We start from the raw sequence: 22,026 nt of genomic DNA on the forward strand, positions 1-22,026 counted from the left end.
TCAGTAGTTCCAGCGCACCGTCAGCGACGCGTTGCGAGGCGCGGCATAAAACGCCTGGTCCCAATAGAGGCTGTTCAGGTATTTTTCATCACCGAGGTTATTGCCATTGATGGCGATGCTCAGCGTTTCATCATACTGGTAGCTGACAAAGGCATTCACAACGGAATACGCCTCCTGCTCCACACGCATTCCATCTTTGGTATCCCGGCGGGTATCATCCTGCCATCGCACGGAACTACCCACCTTCCATTTCGACGCCCAGGGCAATTGATAGCTCAGCGCCGCAGCAAGAATACGCTTAGGCACAAAGCGCCGGGCCGTATCGCCCTCTTCATCCTCTATACGCAGTTGGGTAAGGCTGACATTCGCCGACAGGCCCTCGGTGATCTGGCCGTAGACATCCAGTTCCAGGCCTTCGCTTTGATAGTCGCGACCAACATAGACGTTACGCCCCAGCGTTGTGTCAAAACCATCCGACTCGGCAACGTGCTGGTGTTTGGCTTGGAATAGCGCCACGGCAACGGTTAGGCGCTGGTCAAAGAAGGCCGACTTTAAGCCCAGTTCCGTATTGCTCCCTTCGGCGGGGTCTAAACGGTCATCATTGCGATCCAGGTCGCGCTGGGGCATGAACGTTTCGGTATAGCTCAGGTAGGCACTGTGATTATCGGCATATTCATACACCACACCGCTGTAGGGCAGTATCTTGCCGCTGGCCCGCGTCGCCTTCGACTTCCCGTAACTGTCGCCCTTGCTGCGCCAGTCCAACACCCGGGCGCCACCAATAAAGCTTAACTGCTCGCTCAGTCGAATACGGCTCGCGGCGTAAGCCGCCTGCTGAACATCCTGCCAGTCGCTGCCCGTGCGGCCATCGACAAAATTCGGCGTCGGCGCGCGTCCCCGCCACTGCGAAAAATCGCCTATCGCGGGGAAGCCATTGGTGTAGTCATACAGGGAAACATCTTCAATATTACTCTGTGCATAGTTAACGCCGAAAACAGCGTCGTGTTCACGCCCCCACAGCGTGTAACGCCCTTGCAAGTAGGCATCGAGCTGTTGGCGGCGATCATCCAGCGTGTATTCGCTGGCATACCCGATCATGCCAGACTCAGACGCCCGGTCCGGCAAGTTATACATATAAAACAGGTGGCTATCGCTATCGGTGTCGTCGTATTGATACACCGCTTTAAACTGCCAGTCTTCAGCAACCGGCACCGACCATTCGACAAAGGCACTGCGGTTGCGATTATCCCAATACGCCCAATCTGCCGAGGTACTTGTCGACACGTCGTAGTCTGTCTGGCTGCCATCGCTGTAGTTCATCGGCAGCGCCCCCCAAAGCGGACTGTCTGCCTGGCGGTCTTCAATGGTAAGCCCCGCGGTTAAGCGACCGGCACTGGCGAGGTCCTGTTCAATCACCCCGTAGATAACGCGATTGTAGGTTTCGTAGCGATCTAAATGCGACTCGCCTTTTTCAATGGCGGCGACCAAGCGGCCACGGGTGCCTGCGGCAAGCGTGCCACCAGCATCCACCTCTAAACGCCGTGTGTTCCATGAACCCAGCGTCGCGGCCACCGAGAGTGCGAGGCCATCACTCGGGCGCTTGCGAATTAAGTTGATCGTGGCCGAGGGATTACCGGCCCCCGACATCAAGCCATTGGCACCGCGCAGCACGTCGATACGTTCGAAGAGCGCCGAGTCGACACTGCCATACACACTACCTGAGCTGAGCGGCAAACCGATGCCGTCGCGCTGAAAATTGGTGATATCGAAGCCGCGAGCCGTGTAGTAGGTACGATCGGTCTCGATACTTTGTACCTGAACCGTCGCCTGATTGGCCAGCGCGTCATTGAGGTTGTGCAGAGCGAAATCATCGAGTTGCGAACGGCTGATCGCACTTAGCGATTGGGGGGTTTCCAATACCGACAACCCCAGGCGGGTAGCCGTTTCGCCATCACTAAGGCCGTACTGCGCGGCATCGCGCTGGCCGTATACCTCGACGGTTTCCAAGTGGTCATTGGCAAAAATAGGGGGGCTAAAAATAAGGCTCAGGGCCAGTGGCCCGGTGTAAATCCGCCAAGACGACATACTGCACGCTCCATGATCTAACGAAAGAGCGCAGCATGCTATTGCAAATGATATTGATTATCAACTCTATCATTGATTGCAACCATCTTCCTCCAACCAGCGCTTGCGTCGCACCTGGGCGCGCAGCAGGCTAACCACCTCATCAAGCGCGGGGCCGAAATCTTGCGGTCTGGCGCGGTGCTCATCGACGAGGTCATCGATAACACTGCGCACCAAGCTCTCCAGTAGTTCTCCACCCAGAGCCGCGTTGTTGTCGCCGTAGCCAAATAACTCATCAATGGTGTCGCAACTGGCGCTGACCAGAATACTCTCCAGTGCCTCGATAATGGCATCGCCGACGCCCGGCAACCGATCCAGGCGCTGCGCTGCCGCATTGTGCGCAAGAGTGCGCTGCACAAGTTCGGTAACGTAACGATGAATATCCTGGCGGCGCTGCCCGTAAACGGTATTTGCCGTTGTACCGATGCGCTCGGCCAGCGCCGATGACAATGACTCCCGACGCGGCGCAATGACCTTCTGCAAAATTTGGTCAGGTAGCTCCGACGCACCACTGCGCAGTTCAGACTGAACGCCGGAGAGCACATTGTCGACAATGCGGTCCGAGAGCTCTTCAATCAAAATGCGGTAGTAACGCATCACGATGCCGTAGGCGGGCCACTGCTGAACATGGATCAGGCCCAAACGCTGCAGGCGGAACAATATCGAAAACACCCGCAATATTCTCAGCCAGCGGAAGCCCGCCAGGGGTATGCAACCCAGCACGTCGTACCAGTGAACGAAGGGATAAAACCACCAGCGCTCATAGCGGCGCTCCCACGCTGCCAAGCCCCAGCCCAAAACAACGTCGAAGACAAACACCGCCACAAAAAGTAAGTCGATAGTTTGGAAATTTGCATGCACCTGATCGGTGTAACGCTGATGAAAAGCAGGCAACACGTCAGCTAAAAACTGGTTAAACGGTGCGAAAATAAACAGGCTATCGAAGACAATAAGCAGCAGGTTGGCCGACACTAACAATATCACCAACAGATCCCACAACAGCAGCAACTGCTCTTCCAGGCGGCTACTCTGTTGGCGGCTGTGACGGCTCTTCGCGGATTCTTCTGGCTCACTCATCGCGGCATCCTTTTTGGCGAGATCAATACTGTGACCGACCAAGGCCGCCAGGATTCAACCCGATTTGGCGGCGTGCTCTAGTTGGCTGCGCTGGCGAACCCGCTCAGCAGGAATACTGAGTTGGGCGAGCAAATATTCTTTGAACTCCGGCGGGTAGTCCTGCCGATCCAGTGCGCGCTGCATGCACCACAGCCATTGGTCTCGCTCTTCTGACCCGATTCGCAAATGCTTGTGGATATCGGGAATACTGATCGCACCGAAGTGCTCACGATACAGGCGCGGCCCGCCCAACCAGCCCGACAGAAAATAACTCAAGCGCTGGCGCGAAGAGGACAGGTCGTCAGGGTGCATGGCGCGGATTACCGCCGCATGGGGTTCGGTGTCCATAACGGCGTAAAAATCATCGACCAGCGCAGTAATGCCCGCCAGCTCCCCCGCCGCTTTGTAGGACGCATCGCCCTCGCCAAATGCCAATTTAAGACTCACACTCGCTCCTCAATATCATCGCCGCCGCGCGCGCTCAGTCACCGTTATCGTCACAGTCGCTCTATGATGACAGCGGCGCCAATACCCGAGGCTCCGGTTGCAACAACCATCCCCAGGCGGCCATCGCGCTGCTCCAACGCATCCACCAAACACGACAATAGTACCGCACCGGTGGCGCCCATTGGGTGCCCTTTTGCCAAGTGGCCGCCAGCAATATTCACTTTACTGGGGTCAACGCGATAACGTTGCTCAAACAGCGCCGGCACAACGGCAAAGGCCTCCATCATCTCGATAACATCGATATCGTCCAGCGATAAACCCGCGCGGCTCAGCACCTGCTCCATCGCCGCAAAGCCGCCCGTCAGGGACTCCTCAGGACTGCCGCAGTGCTCTGACAGTGCAATGAAGCGGGCCCGCGGCGCGCTTTCCAGCGGCAAATTCGCAGGGCCGATCAACGCCACCGCAGCACCATCCACCATGGGCGGCATATGCGCAAAACTGTGTCGCGCTTCCAATGCGCGGCCATGCAGCGTCTCAGCATAAGGCTTGGCAAAGTCGGCAAAGGCCGGCGGCATCGCCGCCAGGCTTTCAGCAGAAAGCTGCGCCTGAATCGCTTCGTCGCGATCTGCCAGCACACTGCCGTCGGCCGACGTCATCGCCACCAGCGACGCATTGAACGCCGTCTGTTGCTGCGCAGCCGCCGCTCGCTGGTGGGAGCGCAATGCCTGTGCATTGAGTTGTTCAACCGTCACATCAAACTGACTGGCCAACAGGTCAGCGGCCACCGGAACAGGAATGAATCGTCCCTTGCGCGGCAGACTAGCGTCACTGTAATAGCTTGCGCGGTCGGCCATAAAAGGTACCTGGCTTAAATTCTCGACGCCGCCCGCCAGGCTCATATGACTCATGCCAGCCTGCACTGCCAGCACCGCCTGGCTAATGGCCGTGAGACCCGATACGCAGTAGTTATTCAGCGTGTAAGCGGCTGCACTGTCGCTAAGCCCTGCGGCCATTTTGCTGACCAGGGCAATATTGCCCCCCTGGCTGGACACTTGACCGACACAGCCCAGCAGCAGCTGCTGAGCCGACTCACGCACGCCCGGGTGACGCCCTTCCATGGCCGACAACAACTGCCTAACCATCTCGTGCGGCGGCATCGTCGCCAAACTCCCCTGTTCGGCTTTGGCCTTGGCTCGCGGGCTGCGCAAACAGTCGTATAGGTACGCGTCCATTTCTGCTCCTTATTCCTCTCGGTTCACCGCTCACGGGCGGGCAGGAAAAAGGTATCACAATGCAAGTAATAAATCTTACGCAGGCAAACGAAGAAAGAAGACCGCTGCCATCACCAGCCCCACCACCACAATACCGCCGCGTAACCACGACGCCGGAATACGATAGGCCAGCGCAGCACCCGCATACCCGCCAACAATTGCGGCCAACGCCATCGGCAGGAAAGACGCCCACGCCACCATGTCACCCGCCGCATACACCAACACCGCAATAGCAGTCAGCACCGCGGATAACACATTTTTCACCCCGTTCATGCTGTGCAGATTGCGCTGCCCGAGTAAGCCCAGGGCCGCCAACAAAATAATGCCCAAACCACCATTGAAATAGCCGCCATAGAGACACACCACAAACACACTGCTAAGGGCCAGAGGTCGCCTAACCTCGCGGACGGAAGCCAGTAATGAAGGGGCCAGTGCGAACAGCATGGTTGCCAGCAGTATCAACCAGGGCGCCAGGCGCGCAAACCACTGCGGGTCGCCGACCGTTAACAGCGCCGCGCCAAGGCTACCACCCAGTAGGCTAATCCCTAACAGACGTGACCAAGACAGGCCTGCAGGCGCGTGAATATCGCGACGAAAGCGCCAGGCGCTCATGATATAGCCGGGCAGCAACGCCGCTGTACCCGTGGCATTCGCCATTACCGGCGGCAATCCGGCAAACACCAGTGCCGGTAAGGTGACAAAACTGCCGCCGCCCGCCAGTGCATTCATCGCCCCACCAACAAATCCAGCGGTGACAATTAGCAGTAGCTCCACGCAAAACCTCCCGTACCGCTCGGTGAAATCTGAAGATGCAAATCAGCCAGCGATCGGCGCCCGGTAATCGCGGCTGTAATACCCCGGCGGTTATTGACGACTCTGCGGCGCCCTAAGCGAATAGACCACCAGCCAAGCGCCTAGGGTAAGATCCACCGCTGCGCAAAAGGCTGGCCACCAGATCGGTACACCGGGGTTGTCGATAAGGCCGTCGTGGAGGATATCGAATATGCCGTGCAACGCGATGCCAATGCCCACCCCCAGCGGCCAGTAAAACGCGGCAAGCAAGGCCGCTGCGGTAAACGCCAGCGCAACAAGCGCCTCCTCAAAAACAGCTTGCCCAGCCATACAGGCAAACAAAAGGTAGTAACTGGCGATCACAATTAACACGGTGGGGTAAAAGCTTCTATCCCGGTCAAACTGCATCCAGCGTGCAGATGCCGCGATCACCACCGCAAGCGCGATCCCCAGCATAATGGGCATCATGTTTTCTCTCCACAAACACTAATCGCAGGCTGCTCAGTCATTGAAATACGCGCTGTGATCAGCCTCGTAAAATAAACGATCATTGGGACGGGGAATGGCCGAGGGCAAGCCCGAGCCACGCCGCGTCCGCGCAGCGGTGTACTTAAAACCGGGGCCGGAGGTTTTTTCGTCACACCACAAGCAGGCATTGAGCTTACCGGTTTTTTCATTCTCCAGCGGGCAGCCATTGGCCTGAAGGATGGCCCGCAAGGCTGGGTCGTCGCTTTCCACATCCGCGGGGCAGGCACTAAATTCGCCTTTCACCATGGTATTGAAAACGCCGCGCAACAGCGGCGATAACCAGGCATCGCGCCCGTAACTGCGCATACAGTCCAGAGCACATTCGGCGCCTGTATGAATACCGTTGTACGCCCAGCTTTCCGCACACATTTCTGTGAAGCCCACTTCCTCGATAATGCACTGCTTAACGTCGTCCAGCTTGCTGAGCTGCCCTCGCCCCTTCTTGGTACAGGCGCGCACCGGTGTCGTTTGATCGGGAATGCCCATATATGCCGCTAGATCTTGTAGCGTCGAGCACGTGCCGCAGTGGTACTGATGCGTAATGGTCCAGCCCGCTTGTTTAGCTGCCTCGCCATTGGCGAAGGTTTTCAGCTCATAGCGCTGCTGCGCTGCATCGGTAAACTTTACCGCACACACCTCCTGCGCCACAGCCTTGCCGTGACTCACGTCGCTGAACCACTGGCTGACGCGCTGTTGCTGGAAGTAATTGGGACGGCCATTTTCCAGCTCGTAGCCTTCAGCAATATCAGCGTAACCCTCCGGGTTGTGAACCGTTTTGCCGTCGCGAACGACACTGCGCGGTTTGGGCAACGCTATCGAGACCTCCTCCGCGCGAGGATAATAGGGATTGGCGCTGGCAAAGCCCTCGCCGCGATTCACATCACTCTGCAGGGCGAGCTGCTCAACGATATCAGCGTGATTCACCGCCCGGGTGTTATAAAGGCGGATGACCAGCTCCCGCGTCTCGCTCTGACTTAGTGCCACCCCGGTATTCGGATTGCGGTAGTGAATATCGGCGTCGAGGATATTGTAGCGGCCAATATGGGTCTGCGGCGCAGGCTCTGCCACCGCAAACTCAGCAGCCAGCAGCACGCCAAGGCAGAGAAGAAGGGCTTTCATTCGCACAGTCTCTTGTCGATAAAAGCGTGATTAAAGCAGACGCTGCGCGCTGGCGCCCTCGTCTTTTTGGCGCTTGTGAGCGATCACATAGACATGGGATTGCGGGTGCTGATCGCGCTCGCAGTGGAGGATGGTCAGCCCCTCGCTCATTAGCACGCGGAGATTTTCCGAAATACCGATAGAGCTGTAGTGAAAATCGCGACCGTGCCACTGGTCGATGTGGCTGCCCTCGGCGTCGCCGAAGCTGTATATCAGCACGCCGTTGTCATCAAGTAGTCGACACAGCTTTCTCAGTACTGGCTCGTGCTCGTTGAGCGGGAGGTGAAAAAGACTGTCCCATGCCAGAATCAGTGCGAAGCGCCGCTGACTCTGCCATTGGCAAATGTCGGCGCGACAGAACCCCAGCCCCGGGTGCGACTGTTGCGCCAGACTCAACATCCCTGCCGAAACATCGATGCCCTCAGGCGTAAAGCCCGCTTGCTGAAGGGCGTCAATCATCCGCCCTCCCACGCCGCAACCGACATCCAGTGCGTCGCCCACAATCGGGCAATAACGTATCGCGCGTCGCAGGGCACTCAGTCCGTAGTCGGAATGCAGCATATCGCGCTGATAAAGCGGGGCAATGTAGTCGTAGGTTGCGCCAAGTTCCTGCGGCGTCATGGATTCGTCCTTGCTGTGGGCCGGTATCAACAGGCAGTGAAGCTCACCTTAACGTAGAGGCCCAGCATAAAATAAAGTTCCGCTTTAATATCTGCGCCACTTTGCAAAAATCCCATTCAGTCCGCGAACGCGCCCTACGCTCTCGGTGTGGGTACATCGTCAACACCCACATCTTGCTGGGCAATCAAGGCATCGACCTCGCTGTCGGTATCCGCGTCGGCGTCCAAACCGGCATCTGCGCGATGCTGCTCAGCCACCGATACCAGCTCGGTGTACAAGGCGAAGTGGTCGGAGCCAAAGGCCGGCAGTCGGTCAATCTCGGCAACAGCAAAGTGGCTGCTGTGAAACACGTGATCCAAGGGCCAGCGCATGCCCGGATATTTCGCATGGAAGGTATTGAACATCCCGCGCCCAACCCGGGGGTCCAGCAGGCCGCTTTTCTTGCGGAACAAGCGCGTTGTTCGCGACCAGGCCACATCATTCAGGTCGCCGCATACCACCACTGGCTCGCGGCAGGCATCCAGCTTCTTGGCAACCACCATCAGCTCGGCATCGCGCTCCGCCGATTCGTCATTTTCTGTCGGGCTCGGTGGTGCAGGGTGCAGGCAGTGTAAGCGCAGCCGCGGTCCGCCTGGCATTTGCAGCAACACATGTATCGACGGCACATCCTCTTCGACCAAAAATTCAACGTGGCTATCGAGCAGCGGCCAGCGCGAATACAAGTGCATACCGTATAAATTATCCTGAGGACATTTAACGCTGTGGGGATAGTCGGCATCCAGCTCCGCCAGCGCGTTTTGCCACCACGCATCACTTTCCAGGGTCACGAGCACATCGGGGCGCGTCTCTCGCACCAGCGACAAAAATGCCTCAGCGTTGCGATTGGGGGTAAGCACATTCGCCGTTAACAGACGCAGTGTGGGTAGCCGTGTTTGAGCCGGCGCATCTGGCACCTCCTTGGGATAAAACGGCGTGTAGGGAATGATCCACCACCACTGATAGACGGCGCAGGCTGCGGTCACCCCCACCATCGCCTGCACCCACTCCTGATTGCTATCTAATAGCAGATATTGCGCTGCCACCAAGGCGCTGGCCAGCAGAGCAATTTGCATGCGCGGGAAATCAAACGCGCGTACCCACCACTGCTGCTTGGGCAGGGCCGGCAATAGCGAGGCCACCACGCAAACCAAGCTCAATACTACAATTACTGCGCCCATTACGATTCCTCGGCCATGCGAATATCGGCACTGACAATGCGGCCCTCTCGCAGGCGATAGCGCGCGTGCAACAACAACTCCAGGCTCTCGCCCTCGGCAAATGAGTGACCCATAAAGTCTGCCACCGCCACCTTGGCAGTGAAGCGGTCGCGAATATCAACGACGTATTCGTCGCCCTGGCAGGCAATATGTTCAGGCGTCATGTGGTCGTAGAACTGGGCGATAATGTGTTTGTACACCGCTAGAATCGCGTCAGGCCCACGCAGTGCCCCATCGGCGGTATGCAACACAATGTCGGGGTGATAAAAATCCCTCAGTGCATCGGGGGATTCTGAATTATAGGTACGAAAATAGTCTTCAATAATCGCTTTACTCATCCCGCGTCGCCTCTGTGCCTATAGGGGTACTCGCCGCACGCAACCGCGTTATACGGTAGGCCAGCGCCAGCAAAAAACATAGCACAGCGGGTATTGTCAAAGCGAAGAAGCCAAGCCCGGCATAGAGCCAGGCCCCGGCACTGCCGCCGCCGGTAAAACCCAAAATGATCAGCATAAACAGGCTGGCTTTGCGGCGGTCAAAGTGCTCGCCCCGCAGCGCGGCGCCGATCATTATCCCGAGGTCAGTGAACAAGCCGGTCACATGGGTGGTGCGAACCACAGCCCCGCTGTACCGGGTCGCCATGGCATTTTGTAGGCCGCAGGCCGCTGACGCAAAGTAGTGCCCGGCGCCCTGCTCACGCTGAAGAAACGCGATCGCTATCAACAACAGTGCCCCCTCTATCACGAGCAACGTGTCGTAATGACGCCCCAGGCTCAGGGTTTCGCTGCGGTTCAAATACCCGGAAATTGCGGCGCCCAATAGAAAGCTCAGCAGAATTGCCAATAAATGCCAGGCCCCGGTATCGCTCAGTAGGCCAGCGCCCAGCAGCGTAGCGGTGCCAGACAGGTGGGAAACCGACTGGTGGGCAAAGCCTAGCAGGCCCACCGCATTAACGATGCCGGCCAGCAGCGCCAAGGTAAAGGCGCCCAGCTCCAACCAACGCGGCAGTGAATGAATCAACGCTAGCTCCCTTTGTCTGTCGGGCAAACCCGTGGAACAGTTGCAGGACGGTTTGCGAAATTGACGCTACGCCAGTGGAAACGCACGTTGCCATTCGCTACCGGCACCCGTGCCATAACTCAGCCCACTGCCACCGGGCGCTCGGCAAGGCCTCGCTTGCCAAACCGCAGCCAGTGCCTCGCAACCGGGCGAAAAATACACCAGTACCTCACAGTGCAAGCGCCCCTCTGACTCGTGCCTGGTTATCAAAACCCGCGGCGTGGCAGACGCCGAGTAGCGGCGCTGAAAGTCGGTTACCAGAGCGGCGTGCTGCGGCTCCGCCAGCAGCGCATCGCCTAAATTCAAGCAGTGCCACCCAGCGGCCATCAGCGAATCTTGCGCACCCGTACACTGCGGCCTTTCAGCTTACCGGCCGTCAGCGTGCGCAATGCTTGGTCGGCGACATGTCTGCGCACGGCAACGTAGGCGCAGTTATCAAAGATATGAATTTTACCCACTTCTTTGCCGGCAACACCGTCTTCACGAGTGAGCGCCCCAAGGATGTCACCCGGGCGAATTTTCTGCTTTTTGCCGGAGTCCAATTGTAGGCAAACCATCGCCGGTTTGTAGCCCGGGGCACTCAATACGGCCGCACTGGGCAGGGGCTCAGGGCGGATCGCCGCCTGACTCTGCGCTTCGAGCCGCTCAATTTTCTGGCGCTCGCGATCGCCAAACAAGCTACAGGCGCGCCCCTTTGCACCGGCCCGACCTGTTCGACCAATCCGGTGAGTGTGAACCTCGGGATCGCGGGCGATGTGGTAATTGATCACCATATCCAGCTCTTCAATATCCAGGCCTCGCGCGGCCACGTCGGTGGCCACCAACACCGACACACTCTTGTTGGCAAAACACACCAAGGCCTGGTCACGAGCGCGTTGGTCCAACTCGCCGTGCAGTGCAATGACCTTCAGATTGGCCTCGCGCAGTCGCGCCGCCACCTCTTCGGTATCGCGCCGCGTGTTGCAAAATACCACGGCGGAGTCGGGGCGGTGTTCAAGCAGTAAGCGAAGCACTGCCTCTACTCGCTCGGCATTGTCATTGACGTAATAAAAACTCTGCGCGATTGTCGTTGCGCTGTGCTGCTCTTTAATTTGCAGCAATTCAGGCTGGTTCATCACCCGCGTGGAAATTGCACGGATCTCATCCGGGTATGTTGCACTGAACAACAGGGTCTGACGCTGCTTAGGCATTTTTTCCACGATGGCGTCCAGCGTCGCCTGAAAGCCCATTTCCAACATGCGATCGGCCTCGTCCAGAACCAGCATGGAGAGCGCGTCGAGCTTAAGATTGCCCTTGCGCAGGTGCTCCTCTACCCTTCCCGGCGTCCCCACAATAATATGCGCGCCGTGCTCCAGCGAGCCGACCTGCGGCCCAAAGGGCATGCCACCACACAGGGTCAGCACCTTCACATTGTGCACGCCCCGCGCCAACTTGCGCAGCTCTCTCGCCACCTGATCGGCCAGCTCACGGGTTGGGCACAGCACCAATGACTGCACCGCAAAGCGTTTGACCTCCAGCTTCTGCAACACCCCCAAACCAAAGGCCACCGTTTTGCCTGAGCCGGTTTTGGCCTGTGCGATCAGGTCCACGCCGTCGAGAATGCGCGGCAGGGCGCCAGCCTGTACCGCAGTCATTTGCTGATAGCCCAAAGAGGAAAGGTTATTGCGCAGCCCACTTTTGAGCGACAGGCTGGCGAAATCGTAGTGATTCAAGGTGGTACCTATGTATATTGAGCTGGCGGGTATAGGGCTATGATGCCAGTTCAGCCGTGTTTTAAAAGCCCAAAAGCAAAAGGGCAGAACCTCGCGGTTCTGCCCCTTCTCGTTATTCGGCCGTAGCCGAGTAATGCTGATCCGACTAACGGATCACATCATTACAGTACAACGATGTTGTCAGCCTGTGGGCCTTTTTGGCCTTGGCTTACAGAGAATTCTACACGCTGGCCTTCAACCAGAGTTTTGAAGCCGCTGCCAGAGATAGCGCTGAAGTGTGCGAACACGTCTGGGCCATTTTCTTGCTCGATGAAGCCGAAGCCTTTAGTTTCGTTGAACCATTTTACTGTGCCAGTAACTGTAGACATATTTCTATCCTGAGTTTTCAAAAATAAGTTTTGCCTCACACGAGGCGGTTGTGCTGGAAGTGTTTCTATTACTTATGAGATCAGGACGAGAACTAAAGGTAGAACATCGAAATGGCGTGCATAAATATTAGGAGCTACTTTCTAGCTGGTGCCCACTATATAGGTAAAGTGAATAGAGGTATAGCTTTTTTTAGGCCGTAAAAACCGCAGCCAAACCCGCCTATTCACCACGCTGAGCAATAACAGATTGCGCGCGGCAACTGACGATTGCCGGCGCCTTGTGCAGCAAACTGTCGTCGCGAAGCGCCGCGACCATAAAGCCAGCAAAATCCACCCGCCGCGTTTTATTGCTGGCCAAAATCGGGTCGCCGACGTGCTCGCTCCACACTGGCAACCCCTCGCTGGGGCCCTCCTCTAAGTCGGAACCACGCACTACCGTCCAGCGCCGGTCGCTGGCAAAAACCCGACGACAGGCTTCCACCTGGTCGTCCAGCTCAACCAGGCGCAGCATTTTTGCGATCGCACCCACCAGTTTCAGCAACAGCGTGAAGTGCCAGGGGTAGCGGTCGCGACCATCCATGGTGATGTGCCAGCCACAGGAAAATACCAAGCGCGCGGCGGGCTCAGCATAATCCAGCACCGCCTGCGCCGTACCAGAGGCATACTGCTGGACACCCCAGGGCACCAGCACAACTACGGCACCATCGCAGCCTTGAAGGGCGCGACGCAGCACTGCCCGATCATTGGTTTTACCGGGAAAGATCTCAATGCGGCCGGCAAATTCGTCCAGCTTTTTCACGCTCTCGGGGCGACACACAGCGGCGACCTCGTCACCCGCCTCCAACAACTGCCGAACCATGTATTGCCCCAACTTGCCCGAAGCGCCCACCACACAAATTCGCATTTTTTATCCCTCGCCTGTCAGCCTGAGCTCAGCCCTGCAAGCCCTCGCGGGCCATAAATTCTGCAACCTGTTGTCGCGCTTGCGCATCGCGATGTTCGTCGCCGCGCCGACTGTCCATTTGGTCAATATAATGCAGCAGCCCCACCTCGTTAAACGCGTACATCGGGGTATCGCTGCAAACATCGGCGGCCTGCTGCGCCGACAGCAGGCTGGTTCGCGCATGGTACAAGCGATTGTGGTGACTATTATCGAGTATCAATAAACCCGGCTGACGATTCAGCAGCAGACCACTGCCCTCCTCAAGACTGCGAGCCACCCACTGCTCGTGTAAGGCATCAACAGAAAGCTGTGGCTGCTGGCCCTGCAACTGGTAAAAGCGCTCAGCCATCGTATGGCCCATCACCCAGGTAGCGAAATAACGGCGCGGTGCAGCCAGCCAAAAGGCCGTCGGATACGGCGGTGTGTCCTGGTGAGGGCTCTGACAAAAGTCAGTGAGATAGGGATTGCTGCTGTATGCATGCTGCTGAGGCGCGCGTTGCGCCAGGGTGTAATTGGTGGGGTTCAGCGGCAAACCGGGGAATTCGATAATGCCCCATTCAAAAATTTCCTTGCGCAGCTGCTGCAAGAAGTCGTAGGCCGAGGCATTAAAAGGGTGGCAGCTGTGCAGCGCTTCAGGCACGGCTATACGAAGCCCTAACAAACGGCCATCCAGGCGATAGCATCCCGTAGTAACCGTGCATTCTGCAGCGATATCATCAAAGCTAAAGGCGGGGCGGTACATACACACTCGGAACTATTCGCGACCGTTGGCCCGCCACATTATAATCAGCCTCCCCTAATTACCAGCCCGGGAATGCCCGCAATGAACACAGCAATGGCGCGCCACATCCTTGTCGCGACAGAGGCCGAAGCCTTGGATATCAAACGCCGCCTTTCGAAAGGGCAGGCCTTTGATGTGCTGGCACGCAAGTATTCCACGTGCCCCTCAGCGAAGAAAGGCGGCGATCTCGGCGAAGTTCGCCGCCGACAAATGGTACCCAGCATCGACAAGGTGATTTTCAATAACGCCCTGCGCCAAACCCACGGCCCGATCAAGAGTAAGTTCGGCTATCACTTGGTGCAGGTGTATTTTCGCGGTTAAGCGCGACGCCTGCTGGGCCGCGCCTGAAGGCGTTTCGCCGCGATGATTATCGCGGTTATCGAAAAGCCAGCCCCCAAAACCATCATTGTAATCACCAATACATCCCAGAGAGGACGACGGTTCAACAGCGGCAAAAAGTCCCAGCTATGCAAGCCGTTGTATAGCCAGCGCCGCAATCGCTCGCGCTGATTAAGCCTGCCACGCAGCTCACCCGTTAGCGGGTCAATGTGGAACCACGTTGCCTGTGGGTCGTCAAAACGCAGCCGCATCACCGGCAGCGGACGATAACGCTGGTGATGGCTGTAGTAGTACACATCGTGCCCGGCCAGCGTTTCAAGTCGGTAGCCGTAGCCGGGCAGCAGCTGCGCTGCGGCATCGGCGACCTTCGCCGCCATCACCGGCTCACGCTGCCAGGACAGCGGCCGCAATAAGTCTGTGTGGCGAGGGGAGCGCGAGCCAAGCAGGTAATATTCGCCGCCCAATCGTCGCCAATGCAATTCTCGGTATTCCCCGCTACGGAGAACCTGTTGAAGCGCGTGCAGTGACGCCACCTCGTCCGCGATTTCCCCTCCGCCGTAATAGCGCTGCGCCTGCCGAGAGTAGGGCTCGCCTGACGAAAAAATTCCCCACGGGCTCATCGACATCAAACCGCTGAACATATAGGTGGCGAAGAATAATACGCAGATCAGCCCCATTACGTGGTGCCATTTCATCACCCCACGATAGGGGCTATAACGACGCCCCTTGTAGGGTTTGCGCAGACGCAAACGCCAAATACCTACAACGGCCCCACTGGCAATAGACAGCAACCCCAATAGCGATAAAGCAATTACCAACTGTGCCCACAGTTCTGAGTGGCGACGCAGCGCCGCCGGATAGAGCCAATGCAGGTTGGCCCCCAGCCAATTCCAGCTGCGTTCAAAGCGCGTGGTATCTCGCAGCACCTGGCCCGTTTGCGACGACACATAAAGCTGAAGCCCATCCTCGGTGCCAAGGTCCACCCGAAAGAGCGGGCGATGCTCGCGCAAGCTCGACGATAAGCTCCACTGGTCGTAGTCGATACTCGCCACCGATACCACCCCAGCGTCACCGGCCGCCAGGCGACCACTGCGCCGGGCAAAGGCCTGCGCAAACCCGACGGCCTCCTCCGCAGAAATTGCGGCGACGGGCTCGGCCGTATCAGCGTAATACCGCTCTGTTCGGCCATCGCTGAAACCAACAACATAGGCAGCGCGATCGCCAATGGCGCGCAGGCTGAGCTGAGTAACGCCCGCCTCGCTCAACAACTGCCGCGGGGAAACGGCAACGGCAGAGGCCCGCAGCGGCGGCAAGCCCGCCAGTCGCTCCTCCTCGCTCAAGCCAGGATAGGGCACATACATCAGCACAATGCCGCTGATAAACCACATGGCAAACAGTACGCACATAGCCACACCCAGCCAGCGATGCCCCAGATATAAATACCGCTTTAGTTTCATCGCGCCGCGCCTCAGAAGCGATAATTCACACTGAGGTCGGCAGCGCGCCCATCTGCCAGGATCCATTGATCACCATAGGGTGCCAACACATAGTCGCGGGTGTCCGACAGGTTTTTACCGCGCAAACTTATTTGCAGGGCATCACTAACCTGCCAGTGAAGGGCCGCGTCGACAACGCGGTAGGACGGCAATACCGAGGTATTACTGTCGTTGGCATAGCGCTTACCCACATAGCGCAGGCCCGCACCGAGCTGCCAGTGAGGGTGCCACTGCCAACGCAGCCACAGGTTGGCGGTTTTCTCGGCGACATTGCGCGGGGTGTTCCCGGAGAGATCATCGCCACCTTTCACGAACTCCTCGTAACGCGCCCGCGCCAATGCCAGATTAAAATCCAGGCTGACCGACTCGCTTACCTGTGTATACACCTCCCACTCGATACCTCGGGAAGATTGCTCACCAATTTGCCGCTGCACACCGCCGGGGTCAGCGCTCAACAGGTCGCGTTTGACGATATCGTATACCGCTAAACTGGTTTGCAAACGCCCCTGCCAGTACTGCTGTTTTACGCCGAGCTCTACTTGCTCACCCTTGGCCAGCTCTACGTCATCGTTCACCGATGTCAGTACCGATCCAATGGGGTCGAGTGCACGGCTGTATTGCGCATAGACAGAGGTTTCCTCTGACGGCTGGTAAACCACACCAACACGCCAACTGCCACCACTGGGCGACGAGGTACTGCGCGACGCGCTCTGGCCGTTGCTGCGCGCAACGTCGTTGCGCTCGATCTCAAGTCGGTCGTAGCGCAAGCCCAACACGGCACTCCACTGTGGCGTGATTTGCAGATGATCGTCGAGAAACAAGGCGACTTGCTGTGTCTCACTGCTGAAGTCATCGCTGGTGGCACTCTGCACACCGTCGCGCCAACGGCCCGGCGCAGGCTGCTCCAGGTCGACGCTACTGCTGCCTTGGTAAGGGGAGTTGTTGCGGTGGCTGAAGTCGATATCGTTCACTTCCAAACCGATGTTGAATCGGTTGTCACGCCCCAGTAAGGGTTGCGCTAAGGTGACATCCGCGCGATAGCCCAACTGCTCCTGGTCGTGCAGTATTTCCAGATAGAAACTCCGATCCACCTCACCAGAGGCCGAGTTGTAGGCGTAACTCTCAACATTGCGCCAGTGGCGATCGGCACGCATGTAGTAGAGTTCACTGCGCAGTACCGCCGCCTCGCTGATCTGCCAAGTGACAGAGAGCCGCGGCCACAAATCCTGGTAAGACACGATGGCATCACTAACATTGTAATTATTGCGACGTGTCGACGGATGCACCCGACCATCGACCAGTGGTGTTCCCCAGTAGGGCGCGGCATCAGTGTCGGCAATATCGACGGCAAGCTGCCACGACAACTGCGCCGTCTGCTGAAACAAGACACCAACTGCCAGCGCCTGCCGATGTTCATCGGCGCGGTCCACGTAACCATCGCTGCGGTGATCCACCGCATCAATGCGATAGGCGAGCTGGTCGGATACCGCATCCCCCAGGCCCAGCGCAAAACGTCGTAAACCAAAACTGCCTGCACTGATATCAAGCTCATTCGGCGCCTTCTCGAAGGACGGCTTTTTCGGCACGTAATTCACCGTGGCGCCAATGGCGCCCACACCATTAATCACCGAACCAGGGCCACGCAGCACCTCAATGCGCGCCATTGTCCAGGTGTCGGCAGGGAAGCTGACCGTGCCACTGCCCACATACAAGCGCTTGCCATCATAGGTGCTAACCACCGAACTGTGCCCGGCAAACCCGCGAACGGACGTGGCACTGCCGCCATTTCCCGGTGAGGCATTGGCGGCGAAGCCCGCCGCCCGCGTTAGCGCAGACAAGCCCGAGAAGTCGCCCTTTTCAGCAATGTCTTCTCCGGTGATGACCGCCACACTGGCGGGAATTTCCATCACGGTTAAGCCCAGCCGGGACCCGGCCTGGTGTTGCTCATACAACGATAAGCCCACCGACGTGTCGGCTTCGGCGGTCACCGCCATTTCTTCAAGTTGAAGATGCTCCGCAAAATTTGGCGCGCACCACACCAGCCCGCTGCACAGCAGCAAACATCGCGTATTGTTCATTGTGAAACCTCAAACGTAAGTTAAAAAACGCATGAGGGAGGGGACGAGGGAATTCGACAGCGAGCCGCAAGGGCCAGAAGAAGTCCAACGCATGAAGCCCTCCGCTTCATTGCTGTTAACGTCTAAAGGCCGGTATCGGGCTCTCATCGAAATGATCACCGTTGCGGGGGCAGCGTTGGATTCACCTTGGCGGTTTACCAAACTTCCCGTTTAACCTGCCAGACCGATTGCTCGTGTCGACAGGCACCTTCAGAACGCGGGGGAGCATACCACAGCTCGCCCGCTGCACAAGTTTGTCAGGCCAATAAGGCAAGAATCAGAAATAGCGCTGTGCCGGACAAGCTCAGCTGTATGGTGCGTGTTTTCAGCCCTTTTGAGGCAAGGCCCAAATACAAACCACTGAGCATAATCACGACCAGCGCCATCGAGAACGCAATTTCAAACTGCTTATACAACGTGGGGCCGTGCCCCTTGTGCAGCTCGATTAAAGCGGCAATCAAATCGGGCTTGGCAGCGACAATATGCAGGCCATCGTCGCGTTGCAACAACTGGTAGAACTGACGGTTGGTCGGACGAGTATCCAGGTTTTCGCCGCGGTGCTTCAAATATTGGAAGTTGCTGTTAAGGCCCTGCTCTTGGAGTAAGTCGCGCACCTGCTGCTCCAGGTCGGGGCTTTGGGTATCGATCTTTACCGGCACAACGGCCACGGTCTCTTTTTCGACACTGCCCTTTACACCCAACAGGTAGAGCCCACCTGAGAGCGCCATGATCACCACCATCGGCGCAAAGAACGCGGCTAAATACAGGTGGATATTGATAACTAGCTTTCTGGACATTACTGCACTCCCTTACAACCAAAAATGGCATGCCAGAATAGCATGCCATTGATGTAGGAGTTTGACGCAGCTCTATGACAGGCGCATTAAAATGCGTATTGCCAGCCTGCGGTTAGCGTCGAGTCCAGTTCCATTTGCGGGCCGTCCAAGTGCTGGTAAACCGGCTCGCCATATTCCAGCGCCAGCCGGTGCCCCTTCGCGGCCCCTTTCAGGAACAGGTAATTGAGGCCCAATGAGAGCTCGCTGCGCTCGCCGCCCTGCGCATCGGGGTCCGCCGTTGGCACCATCATCGGATTCAGATCGTCTCGCGCACCGTCGATATTTCCCCAGGCGCTGTGAGTTACGCGCAGCGAAGCGCTCAACGCCGGAGAGAAGCTGTGCGCCAACCACGCACTTACTTGGGCGCGATTGCCAAGACGGTAGTCGTTGTCGTTGTAGTCACTGCGAATGGTCAACGCCAGCTGGGCGCCCCAGCTTAGTGACGCGTCCTGACCGCTGTAGGTCACACCCGGCAGGAGGTCGACGCTGCCACTACCCAGTTGCATGCGGTAGGGCAACTTGGCATTTTTCATTGCTGGCGTGTCATCGCGCTCGTCAATGCTACCAGTTGGCAAGCTTAGGCCGAGGTTGGCGTGCACTCGATGGGCATTATCGGCAGAGGTATACAGTGTGACCAGCGCCGAGGCCTTCACGTCGCCCCAACCACTGCTCTCTGTCGTAAAGCGGCCACCCATGCGCGTTTGGTGATCCATTTCGTTACTCAGGTAGGGCAGCATAAACATCAGCGTAACGTCATCGCTGGGTGCATACATGGCACCAAACATATGCATTTCCATATCCATGCTTAGCGGCGCAACCATATAGGGGCCGGGGTTCATCATCGTGCCGGTAATCTCTCGGGCAGAGAGCGAGTCACCACCGTCGAGATTGCCTTCCATCTCCATCGCCATATAGCGGTAGGAGAACATCCACTCACCCGCCTTGTGAGTGTGGTCACCCATTACCCCAATGGGGCCGTGGGCGGCCGCGCCCATCGACGCCACCTGCACAATGTCGTCGTGCGCAAATACAGGGGTTGAGCTTAAAACCGCAGCCGACAGCAGCGCCGTGCAAAGAGTAGAGCGGGACATAGAAATTGCCTGTTGTTATGACTAAGCCTAAAGTGGGCTACATGGTAGCAAAATCGCCGCCACCCTCTCTGCGACAAAATGTCGCAGCCATTCGCCTACATGGCGACAAGCGCTATACTCGCCTCTTTATCTGGAGCGGCCTGTGAACTCAGACATCGCCAATATGCGCCGACTCTGCGCGATTCGTAGCGTTGTTATCGCCGGGCAATTCGGTGCCTTGCAGTTCGCCAAATACCAGCTTGGCTGGCTCCTGCCCTACGTAACACTCGAGCTGCTGCTTGGCGTCATCGCTATTTTTGCCGCCTTTTGCTGGTGGCGCAGCTATCAGCGCTGGCCCGTTACCGACTTAGAATTTTTCGTTCAACTGTGCATTGATGTCGCCGGCTTTACCGCTGTTCTGTACCTCTCCGGTGGCAGTAGCAACCCCTTTATCTCTTACCTGTTAGTGCCCTTGTGCATCTCGGCGACAACACTACCGCTGCGCTACACCTGGGGTCTGGTCATCGTATCGCTACTGGCATATGGGCTACTGCTGTTTTACTTCATCCCGCTGGCGCCCCTTTCGCCCCACGCTCAGCATATGCACAACGCCCCGGCCATCAATATGCATATGGTCGGCATGTGGATGAACTTCGTGGTCAGCGCCCTGCTTATTAGCTACTTCGTATCCGCCATGGCGTCCAGCCTACGCCAAAAAGAAAACGAGCTCGCCCAGGTGCGTGAACGCCAGCTACAAGACGAACAACTGCTCGCCGTCGCCACACTTGCGGCCGGTACAGCGCACGAACTCGGCACGCCGCTAGCCACAATTAAGGTAATTAGCGAGGATTTGCTGGACGAAATAGACGACAACTATGCCGACGATGTGGAGGCACTTAGCGAGCAAGTCGACCACTGCAAACAGATTCTCGATAAATTGGTGAGCACCGCTCGCGACCTGAGTACCCAGCAAGCAGAAGCCACAGCAGTGGTTAGCTATATCGACGGTGTTATCGACCGCTGGCAGCTTATGCGCCCCGCTTGCGCTGTCGCCGTGTCCATTGCCGACGACTGCAAGAGCCTGTCCATCAACTTAGACGGCACCGTCTCGCAGAGCATTCTCAACCTGCTAAACAATGCCGCCGACGCCAGCCCCGACGATGTTGCGCTGGCGGTTCATCGCGACGACATTCATTTATACATAACGATTTGTGACCGCGGTCCGGGCCTGCCCGGCGCGGAGGGGCGTATTCACCGCGCCTATGTCAGCACCAAAGGAAAGGGCCTCGGGCTGGGCCTATTGCTCAGCCACGCCACGGCCGAACGCTACGGCGGCCAGCTACAGTGGCAGCGCCGCCCGGAAGGCGGCAGTCGCCTGGAGCTAAGCCTGCCGCTGGCCGCGATTACTCAGCGAAGCTATTGAGGGGATACGCCATGACCGCTAAACGCTTTTTAGTCATTGATGATGACGACGCCTTTTGCACCGCCTTGCAACGTTCGCTAACGCGCAAGGGCTATGAGGTAAAGCTGGCGAATAATCTCGATGAGGCCCGCGAATGCTGTCAGCAGTACGTTCCGAATTATGCGGTGGTGGACCTGAAAATTGACCAGGAGTCGGGCCTGAACATTATTCCCTATTTGCGCAACCGCTTCCCCGACATACGCATGCTGATGCTGACCGGCTATTCCAGCATCGCGACCGCAGTGGATGCCATAAAACTGGGTGCAGATAATTATCTGCAGAAGCCCGCTGGCACCGCCGCGATTCTCGCCGCGCTGGAGGAGAGCTCAAAGCCTGAGCCGGGGCAAGCACTTCCCCCCAGTAACGCACCGTCGCTGGAGCGCATGACCTGGGAGCATATTCAACAGGCTCTGAAGGATAACGATGGCAATATTTCTGCCACGGCACGGCAGCTGGGGATGCACCGACGCACCTTGCAGCGAAAACTACAGAAGCGGCCAGTTAAGTCTTAAAAACGGCTATATAAGTCA

General features: G+C 57.6%; 23 protein-coding genes and 1 riboswitch. Of the genes, 3 read left to right on the plus strand and 20 right to left on the minus strand.

The annotated features are described in order from the left end of the window. The 16 genes from B3K78_RS05495 to B3K78_RS05570 form a co-directional block, all read right to left on the minus strand. A complete protein-coding gene (locus B3K78_RS05495) occupies positions 1 to 2,085 on the minus strand; it encodes a TonB-dependent siderophore receptor (RefSeq protein WP_286694629.1) in 2,085 nt (694 codons plus the stop codon). A gap of 69 nt (positions 2,086 to 2,154) precedes the next feature. After that, positions 2,155 to 3,201: a hypothetical protein gene (locus B3K78_RS05500; protein ID WP_286694630.1), complete on the minus strand. Its 1,047-nt coding sequence runs from the start codon at positions 3,199 to 3,201 to the stop codon at positions 2,155 to 2,157. Positions 3,202 to 3,255: 54 nt separating this feature from the next. Next, positions 3,256 to 3,687, minus strand: coding sequence for a group II truncated hemoglobin (locus B3K78_RS05505; RefSeq protein ID WP_204996295.1), 432 nt, complete (start codon positions 3,685 to 3,687; stop codon positions 3,256 to 3,258). A gap of 50 nt (positions 3,688 to 3,737) precedes the next feature. Continuing rightward, positions 3,738 to 4,919: an acetyl-CoA C-acyltransferase gene (locus B3K78_RS05510; RefSeq protein WP_286694631.1), complete on the minus strand. Its 1,182-nt coding sequence runs from the start codon at positions 4,917 to 4,919 to the stop codon at positions 3,738 to 3,740. A 75-nt stretch (positions 4,920 to 4,994) separates the two neighbouring features. Then, the gene (locus tag B3K78_RS05515; protein WP_286694632.1) at positions 4,995 to 5,732 is read right to left on the minus strand and encodes a sulfite exporter TauE/SafE family protein; all 738 of its coding nucleotides are present in this window, start codon (positions 5,730 to 5,732) and stop codon (positions 4,995 to 4,997) included. 90 nt (positions 5,733 to 5,822) lie between these two features. Beyond that, positions 5,823 to 6,218: a hypothetical protein gene (locus tag B3K78_RS05520; RefSeq protein ID WP_286694633.1), complete on the minus strand. Its 396-nt coding sequence runs from the start codon at positions 6,216 to 6,218 to the stop codon at positions 5,823 to 5,825. 33 nt (positions 6,219 to 6,251) lie between these two features. Further along, on the minus strand, positions 6,252 to 7,397 hold the full coding sequence (locus B3K78_RS05525; RefSeq protein ID WP_286694634.1) for a hypothetical protein: 1,146 nt from the start codon (positions 7,395 to 7,397) through the stop codon (positions 6,252 to 6,254). Positions 7,398 to 7,427: 30 nt separating this feature from the next. Beyond that, a complete protein-coding gene (locus tag B3K78_RS05530) occupies positions 7,428 to 8,057 on the minus strand; it encodes a class I SAM-dependent DNA methyltransferase (protein WP_286694635.1) in 630 nt (209 codons plus the stop codon). 134 nt (positions 8,058 to 8,191) lie between these two features. Then, positions 8,192 to 9,274, minus strand: coding sequence for an endonuclease/exonuclease/phosphatase family protein (locus B3K78_RS05535; protein ID WP_286694636.1), 1,083 nt, complete (start codon positions 9,272 to 9,274; stop codon positions 8,192 to 8,194). After that, on the minus strand, positions 9,274 to 9,651 hold the full coding sequence (locus tag B3K78_RS05540; RefSeq protein WP_286694637.1) for a nuclear transport factor 2 family protein: 378 nt from the start codon (positions 9,649 to 9,651) through the stop codon (positions 9,274 to 9,276). The genes B3K78_RS05535 and B3K78_RS05540 overlap by 1 nt, the downstream gene beginning before the upstream one ends. Beyond that, positions 9,644 to 10,333 carry a YoaK family protein gene (locus B3K78_RS05545; RefSeq protein ID WP_204996287.1) on the minus strand — a complete coding sequence of 230 codons (690 nt, stop codon included), beginning with the start codon at positions 10,331 to 10,333 and terminating at the stop codon, positions 9,644 to 9,646. Before B3K78_RS05545 ends, B3K78_RS05540 begins: the two co-directional genes overlap by 8 nt. Positions 10,334 to 10,399: 66 nt before the next feature. After that, positions 10,400 to 10,699, minus strand: coding sequence for a hypothetical protein (locus B3K78_RS05550; RefSeq protein ID WP_286694638.1), 300 nt, complete (start codon positions 10,697 to 10,699; stop codon positions 10,400 to 10,402). Continuing rightward, entirely contained in the window at positions 10,699 to 12,084 is a 1,386-nt protein-coding gene (dbpA, locus tag B3K78_RS05555) for an ATP-dependent RNA helicase DbpA (protein WP_286694639.1), read from the minus strand. Before dbpA ends, B3K78_RS05550 begins: the two co-directional genes overlap by 1 nt. Before the next feature lie 161 nt (positions 12,085 to 12,245). Continuing rightward, positions 12,246 to 12,452, minus strand: a complete 207-nt coding sequence (locus B3K78_RS05560; protein ID WP_168448358.1) for a cold-shock protein — start codon at positions 12,450 to 12,452, stop codon at positions 12,246 to 12,248. 220 nt (positions 12,453 to 12,672) lie between these two features. Further along, entirely contained in the window at positions 12,673 to 13,356 is a 684-nt protein-coding gene (locus tag B3K78_RS05565; protein WP_286694640.1) for an NAD(P)-dependent oxidoreductase, read from the minus strand. A 28-nt stretch (positions 13,357 to 13,384) separates the two neighbouring features. Further along, the gene (locus B3K78_RS05570) at positions 13,385 to 14,137 is read right to left on the minus strand and encodes a hypothetical protein (RefSeq protein WP_286694641.1); all 753 of its coding nucleotides are present in this window, start codon (positions 14,135 to 14,137) and stop codon (positions 13,385 to 13,387) included. Between the two features lie 81 nt (positions 14,138 to 14,218). On the opposite strand from B3K78_RS05570, the gene B3K78_RS05575 reads away from it, so the two are divergent. Then, positions 14,219 to 14,497, plus strand: a complete 279-nt coding sequence (locus B3K78_RS05575) for a peptidylprolyl isomerase (protein ID WP_286694642.1) — start codon at positions 14,219 to 14,221, stop codon at positions 14,495 to 14,497. Here the strand turns inward: B3K78_RS05575 and B3K78_RS05580 are convergent. From B3K78_RS05580 to B3K78_RS05595, 4 genes are all read right to left on the minus strand, one after another. Then, on the minus strand, positions 14,494 to 15,972 hold the full coding sequence (locus tag B3K78_RS05580; RefSeq protein WP_286694643.1) for a PepSY domain-containing protein: 1,479 nt from the start codon (positions 15,970 to 15,972) through the stop codon (positions 14,494 to 14,496). The two genes, B3K78_RS05575 and B3K78_RS05580, sit on opposite strands and share 4 nt — an antisense overlap. A gap of 11 nt (positions 15,973 to 15,983) precedes the next feature. Then, complete coding sequence (locus B3K78_RS05585; protein WP_286694644.1) at positions 15,984 to 18,089, minus strand: TonB-dependent receptor; 2,106 nt, start codon at positions 18,087 to 18,089, stop codon at positions 15,984 to 15,986. A 110-nt stretch (positions 18,090 to 18,199) separates the two neighbouring features. Next, positions 18,200 to 18,355, minus strand: a riboswitch (cobalamin riboswitch). A gap of 30 nt (positions 18,356 to 18,385) precedes the next feature. Beyond that, complete coding sequence (locus B3K78_RS05590) at positions 18,386 to 18,925, minus strand: hypothetical protein (protein WP_286694645.1); 540 nt, start codon at positions 18,923 to 18,925, stop codon at positions 18,386 to 18,388. Positions 18,926 to 19,011: 86 nt separating this feature from the next. After that, positions 19,012 to 20,055: a transporter gene (locus B3K78_RS05595; RefSeq protein WP_286694646.1), complete on the minus strand. Its 1,044-nt coding sequence runs from the start codon at positions 20,053 to 20,055 to the stop codon at positions 19,012 to 19,014. Positions 20,056 to 20,197: 142 nt separating this feature from the next. Between B3K78_RS05595 and B3K78_RS05600 the strand changes: the two genes are divergently transcribed. Both B3K78_RS05600 and B3K78_RS05605 read left to right on the plus strand, forming a co-directional pair. Further along, positions 20,198 to 21,457: an ATP-binding protein gene (locus B3K78_RS05600; RefSeq protein ID WP_286694647.1), complete on the plus strand. Its 1,260-nt coding sequence runs from the start codon at positions 20,198 to 20,200 to the stop codon at positions 21,455 to 21,457. Positions 21,458 to 21,468: 11 nt separating this feature from the next. Beyond that, positions 21,469 to 22,008, plus strand: coding sequence for a response regulator transcription factor (locus tag B3K78_RS05605; protein WP_204996277.1), 540 nt, complete (start codon positions 21,469 to 21,471; stop codon positions 22,006 to 22,008). Positions 22,009 to 22,026: the final 18 nt, after the last annotated feature.

The sequence above is a fragment of the Spongiibacter sp. UBA1325 genome, from assembly GCF_002306875.1.
GTDB lineage: Bacteria > Pseudomonadota > Gammaproteobacteria > Pseudomonadales > Spongiibacteraceae > Spongiibacter > Spongiibacter marinus.

Excerpts from the sequence above, each read along its gene's own strand:
- B3K78_RS05495 (WP_286694629.1), bottom strand. The coding sequence starts at position 2,085 with ATGTCGTCTTGGCGGATTTACACCGGGCCACTGGCCCTGAGCCTTATT.
- B3K78_RS05500 (WP_286694630.1), bottom strand. The coding sequence starts at position 3,201 with ATGAGTGAGCCAGAAGAATCCGCGAAGAGCCGTCACAGCCGCCAACAG.
- B3K78_RS05510 (WP_286694631.1), bottom strand. The coding sequence starts at position 4,919 with ATGGACGCGTACCTATACGACTGTTTGCGCAGCCCGCGAGCCAAGGCC.
- B3K78_RS05520 (WP_286694633.1), bottom strand. The coding sequence starts at position 6,218 with ATGATGCCCATTATGCTGGGGATCGCGCTTGCGGTGGTGATCGCGGCA.
- B3K78_RS05525 (WP_286694634.1), bottom strand. The coding sequence starts at position 7,397 with ATGAAAGCCCTTCTTCTCTGCCTTGGCGTGCTGCTGGCTGCTGAGTTT.
- B3K78_RS05530 (WP_286694635.1), bottom strand. The coding sequence starts at position 8,057 with ATGACGCCGCAGGAACTTGGCGCAACCTACGACTACATTGCCCCGCTT.
- B3K78_RS05535 (WP_286694636.1), bottom strand. The coding sequence starts at position 9,274 with ATGGGCGCAGTAATTGTAGTATTGAGCTTGGTTTGCGTGGTGGCCTCG.
- B3K78_RS05540 (WP_286694637.1), bottom strand. The coding sequence starts at position 9,651 with ATGAGTAAAGCGATTATTGAAGACTATTTTCGTACCTATAATTCAGAA.
- B3K78_RS05550 (WP_286694638.1), bottom strand. The coding sequence starts at position 10,699 with ATGGCCGCTGGGTGGCACTGCTTGAATTTAGGCGATGCGCTGCTGGCG.
- B3K78_RS05560 (WP_168448358.1), bottom strand. The coding sequence starts at position 12,452 with ATGTCTACAGTTACTGGCACAGTAAAATGGTTCAACGAAACTAAAGGC.
- B3K78_RS05565 (WP_286694640.1), bottom strand. The coding sequence starts at position 13,356 with ATGCGAATTTGTGTGGTGGGCGCTTCGGGCAAGTTGGGGCAATACATG.
- B3K78_RS05570 (WP_286694641.1), bottom strand. The coding sequence starts at position 14,137 with ATGTACCGCCCCGCCTTTAGCTTTGATGATATCGCTGCAGAATGCACG.
- B3K78_RS05575 (WP_286694642.1), top strand. The coding sequence starts at position 14,219 with ATGAACACAGCAATGGCGCGCCACATCCTTGTCGCGACAGAGGCCGAA.
- B3K78_RS05580 (WP_286694643.1), bottom strand. The coding sequence starts at position 15,972 with ATGAAACTAAAGCGGTATTTATATCTGGGGCATCGCTGGCTGGGTGTG.
- B3K78_RS05585 (WP_286694644.1), bottom strand. The coding sequence starts at position 18,089 with ATGAACAATACGCGATGTTTGCTGCTGTGCAGCGGGCTGGTGTGGTGC.
- B3K78_RS05590 (WP_286694645.1), bottom strand. The coding sequence starts at position 18,925 with ATGTCCAGAAAGCTAGTTATCAATATCCACCTGTATTTAGCCGCGTTC.
- B3K78_RS05595 (WP_286694646.1), bottom strand. The coding sequence starts at position 20,055 with ATGTCCCGCTCTACTCTTTGCACGGCGCTGCTGTCGGCTGCGGTTTTA.
- B3K78_RS05605 (WP_204996277.1), top strand. The coding sequence starts at position 21,469 with ATGACCGCTAAACGCTTTTTAGTCATTGATGATGACGACGCCTTTTGC.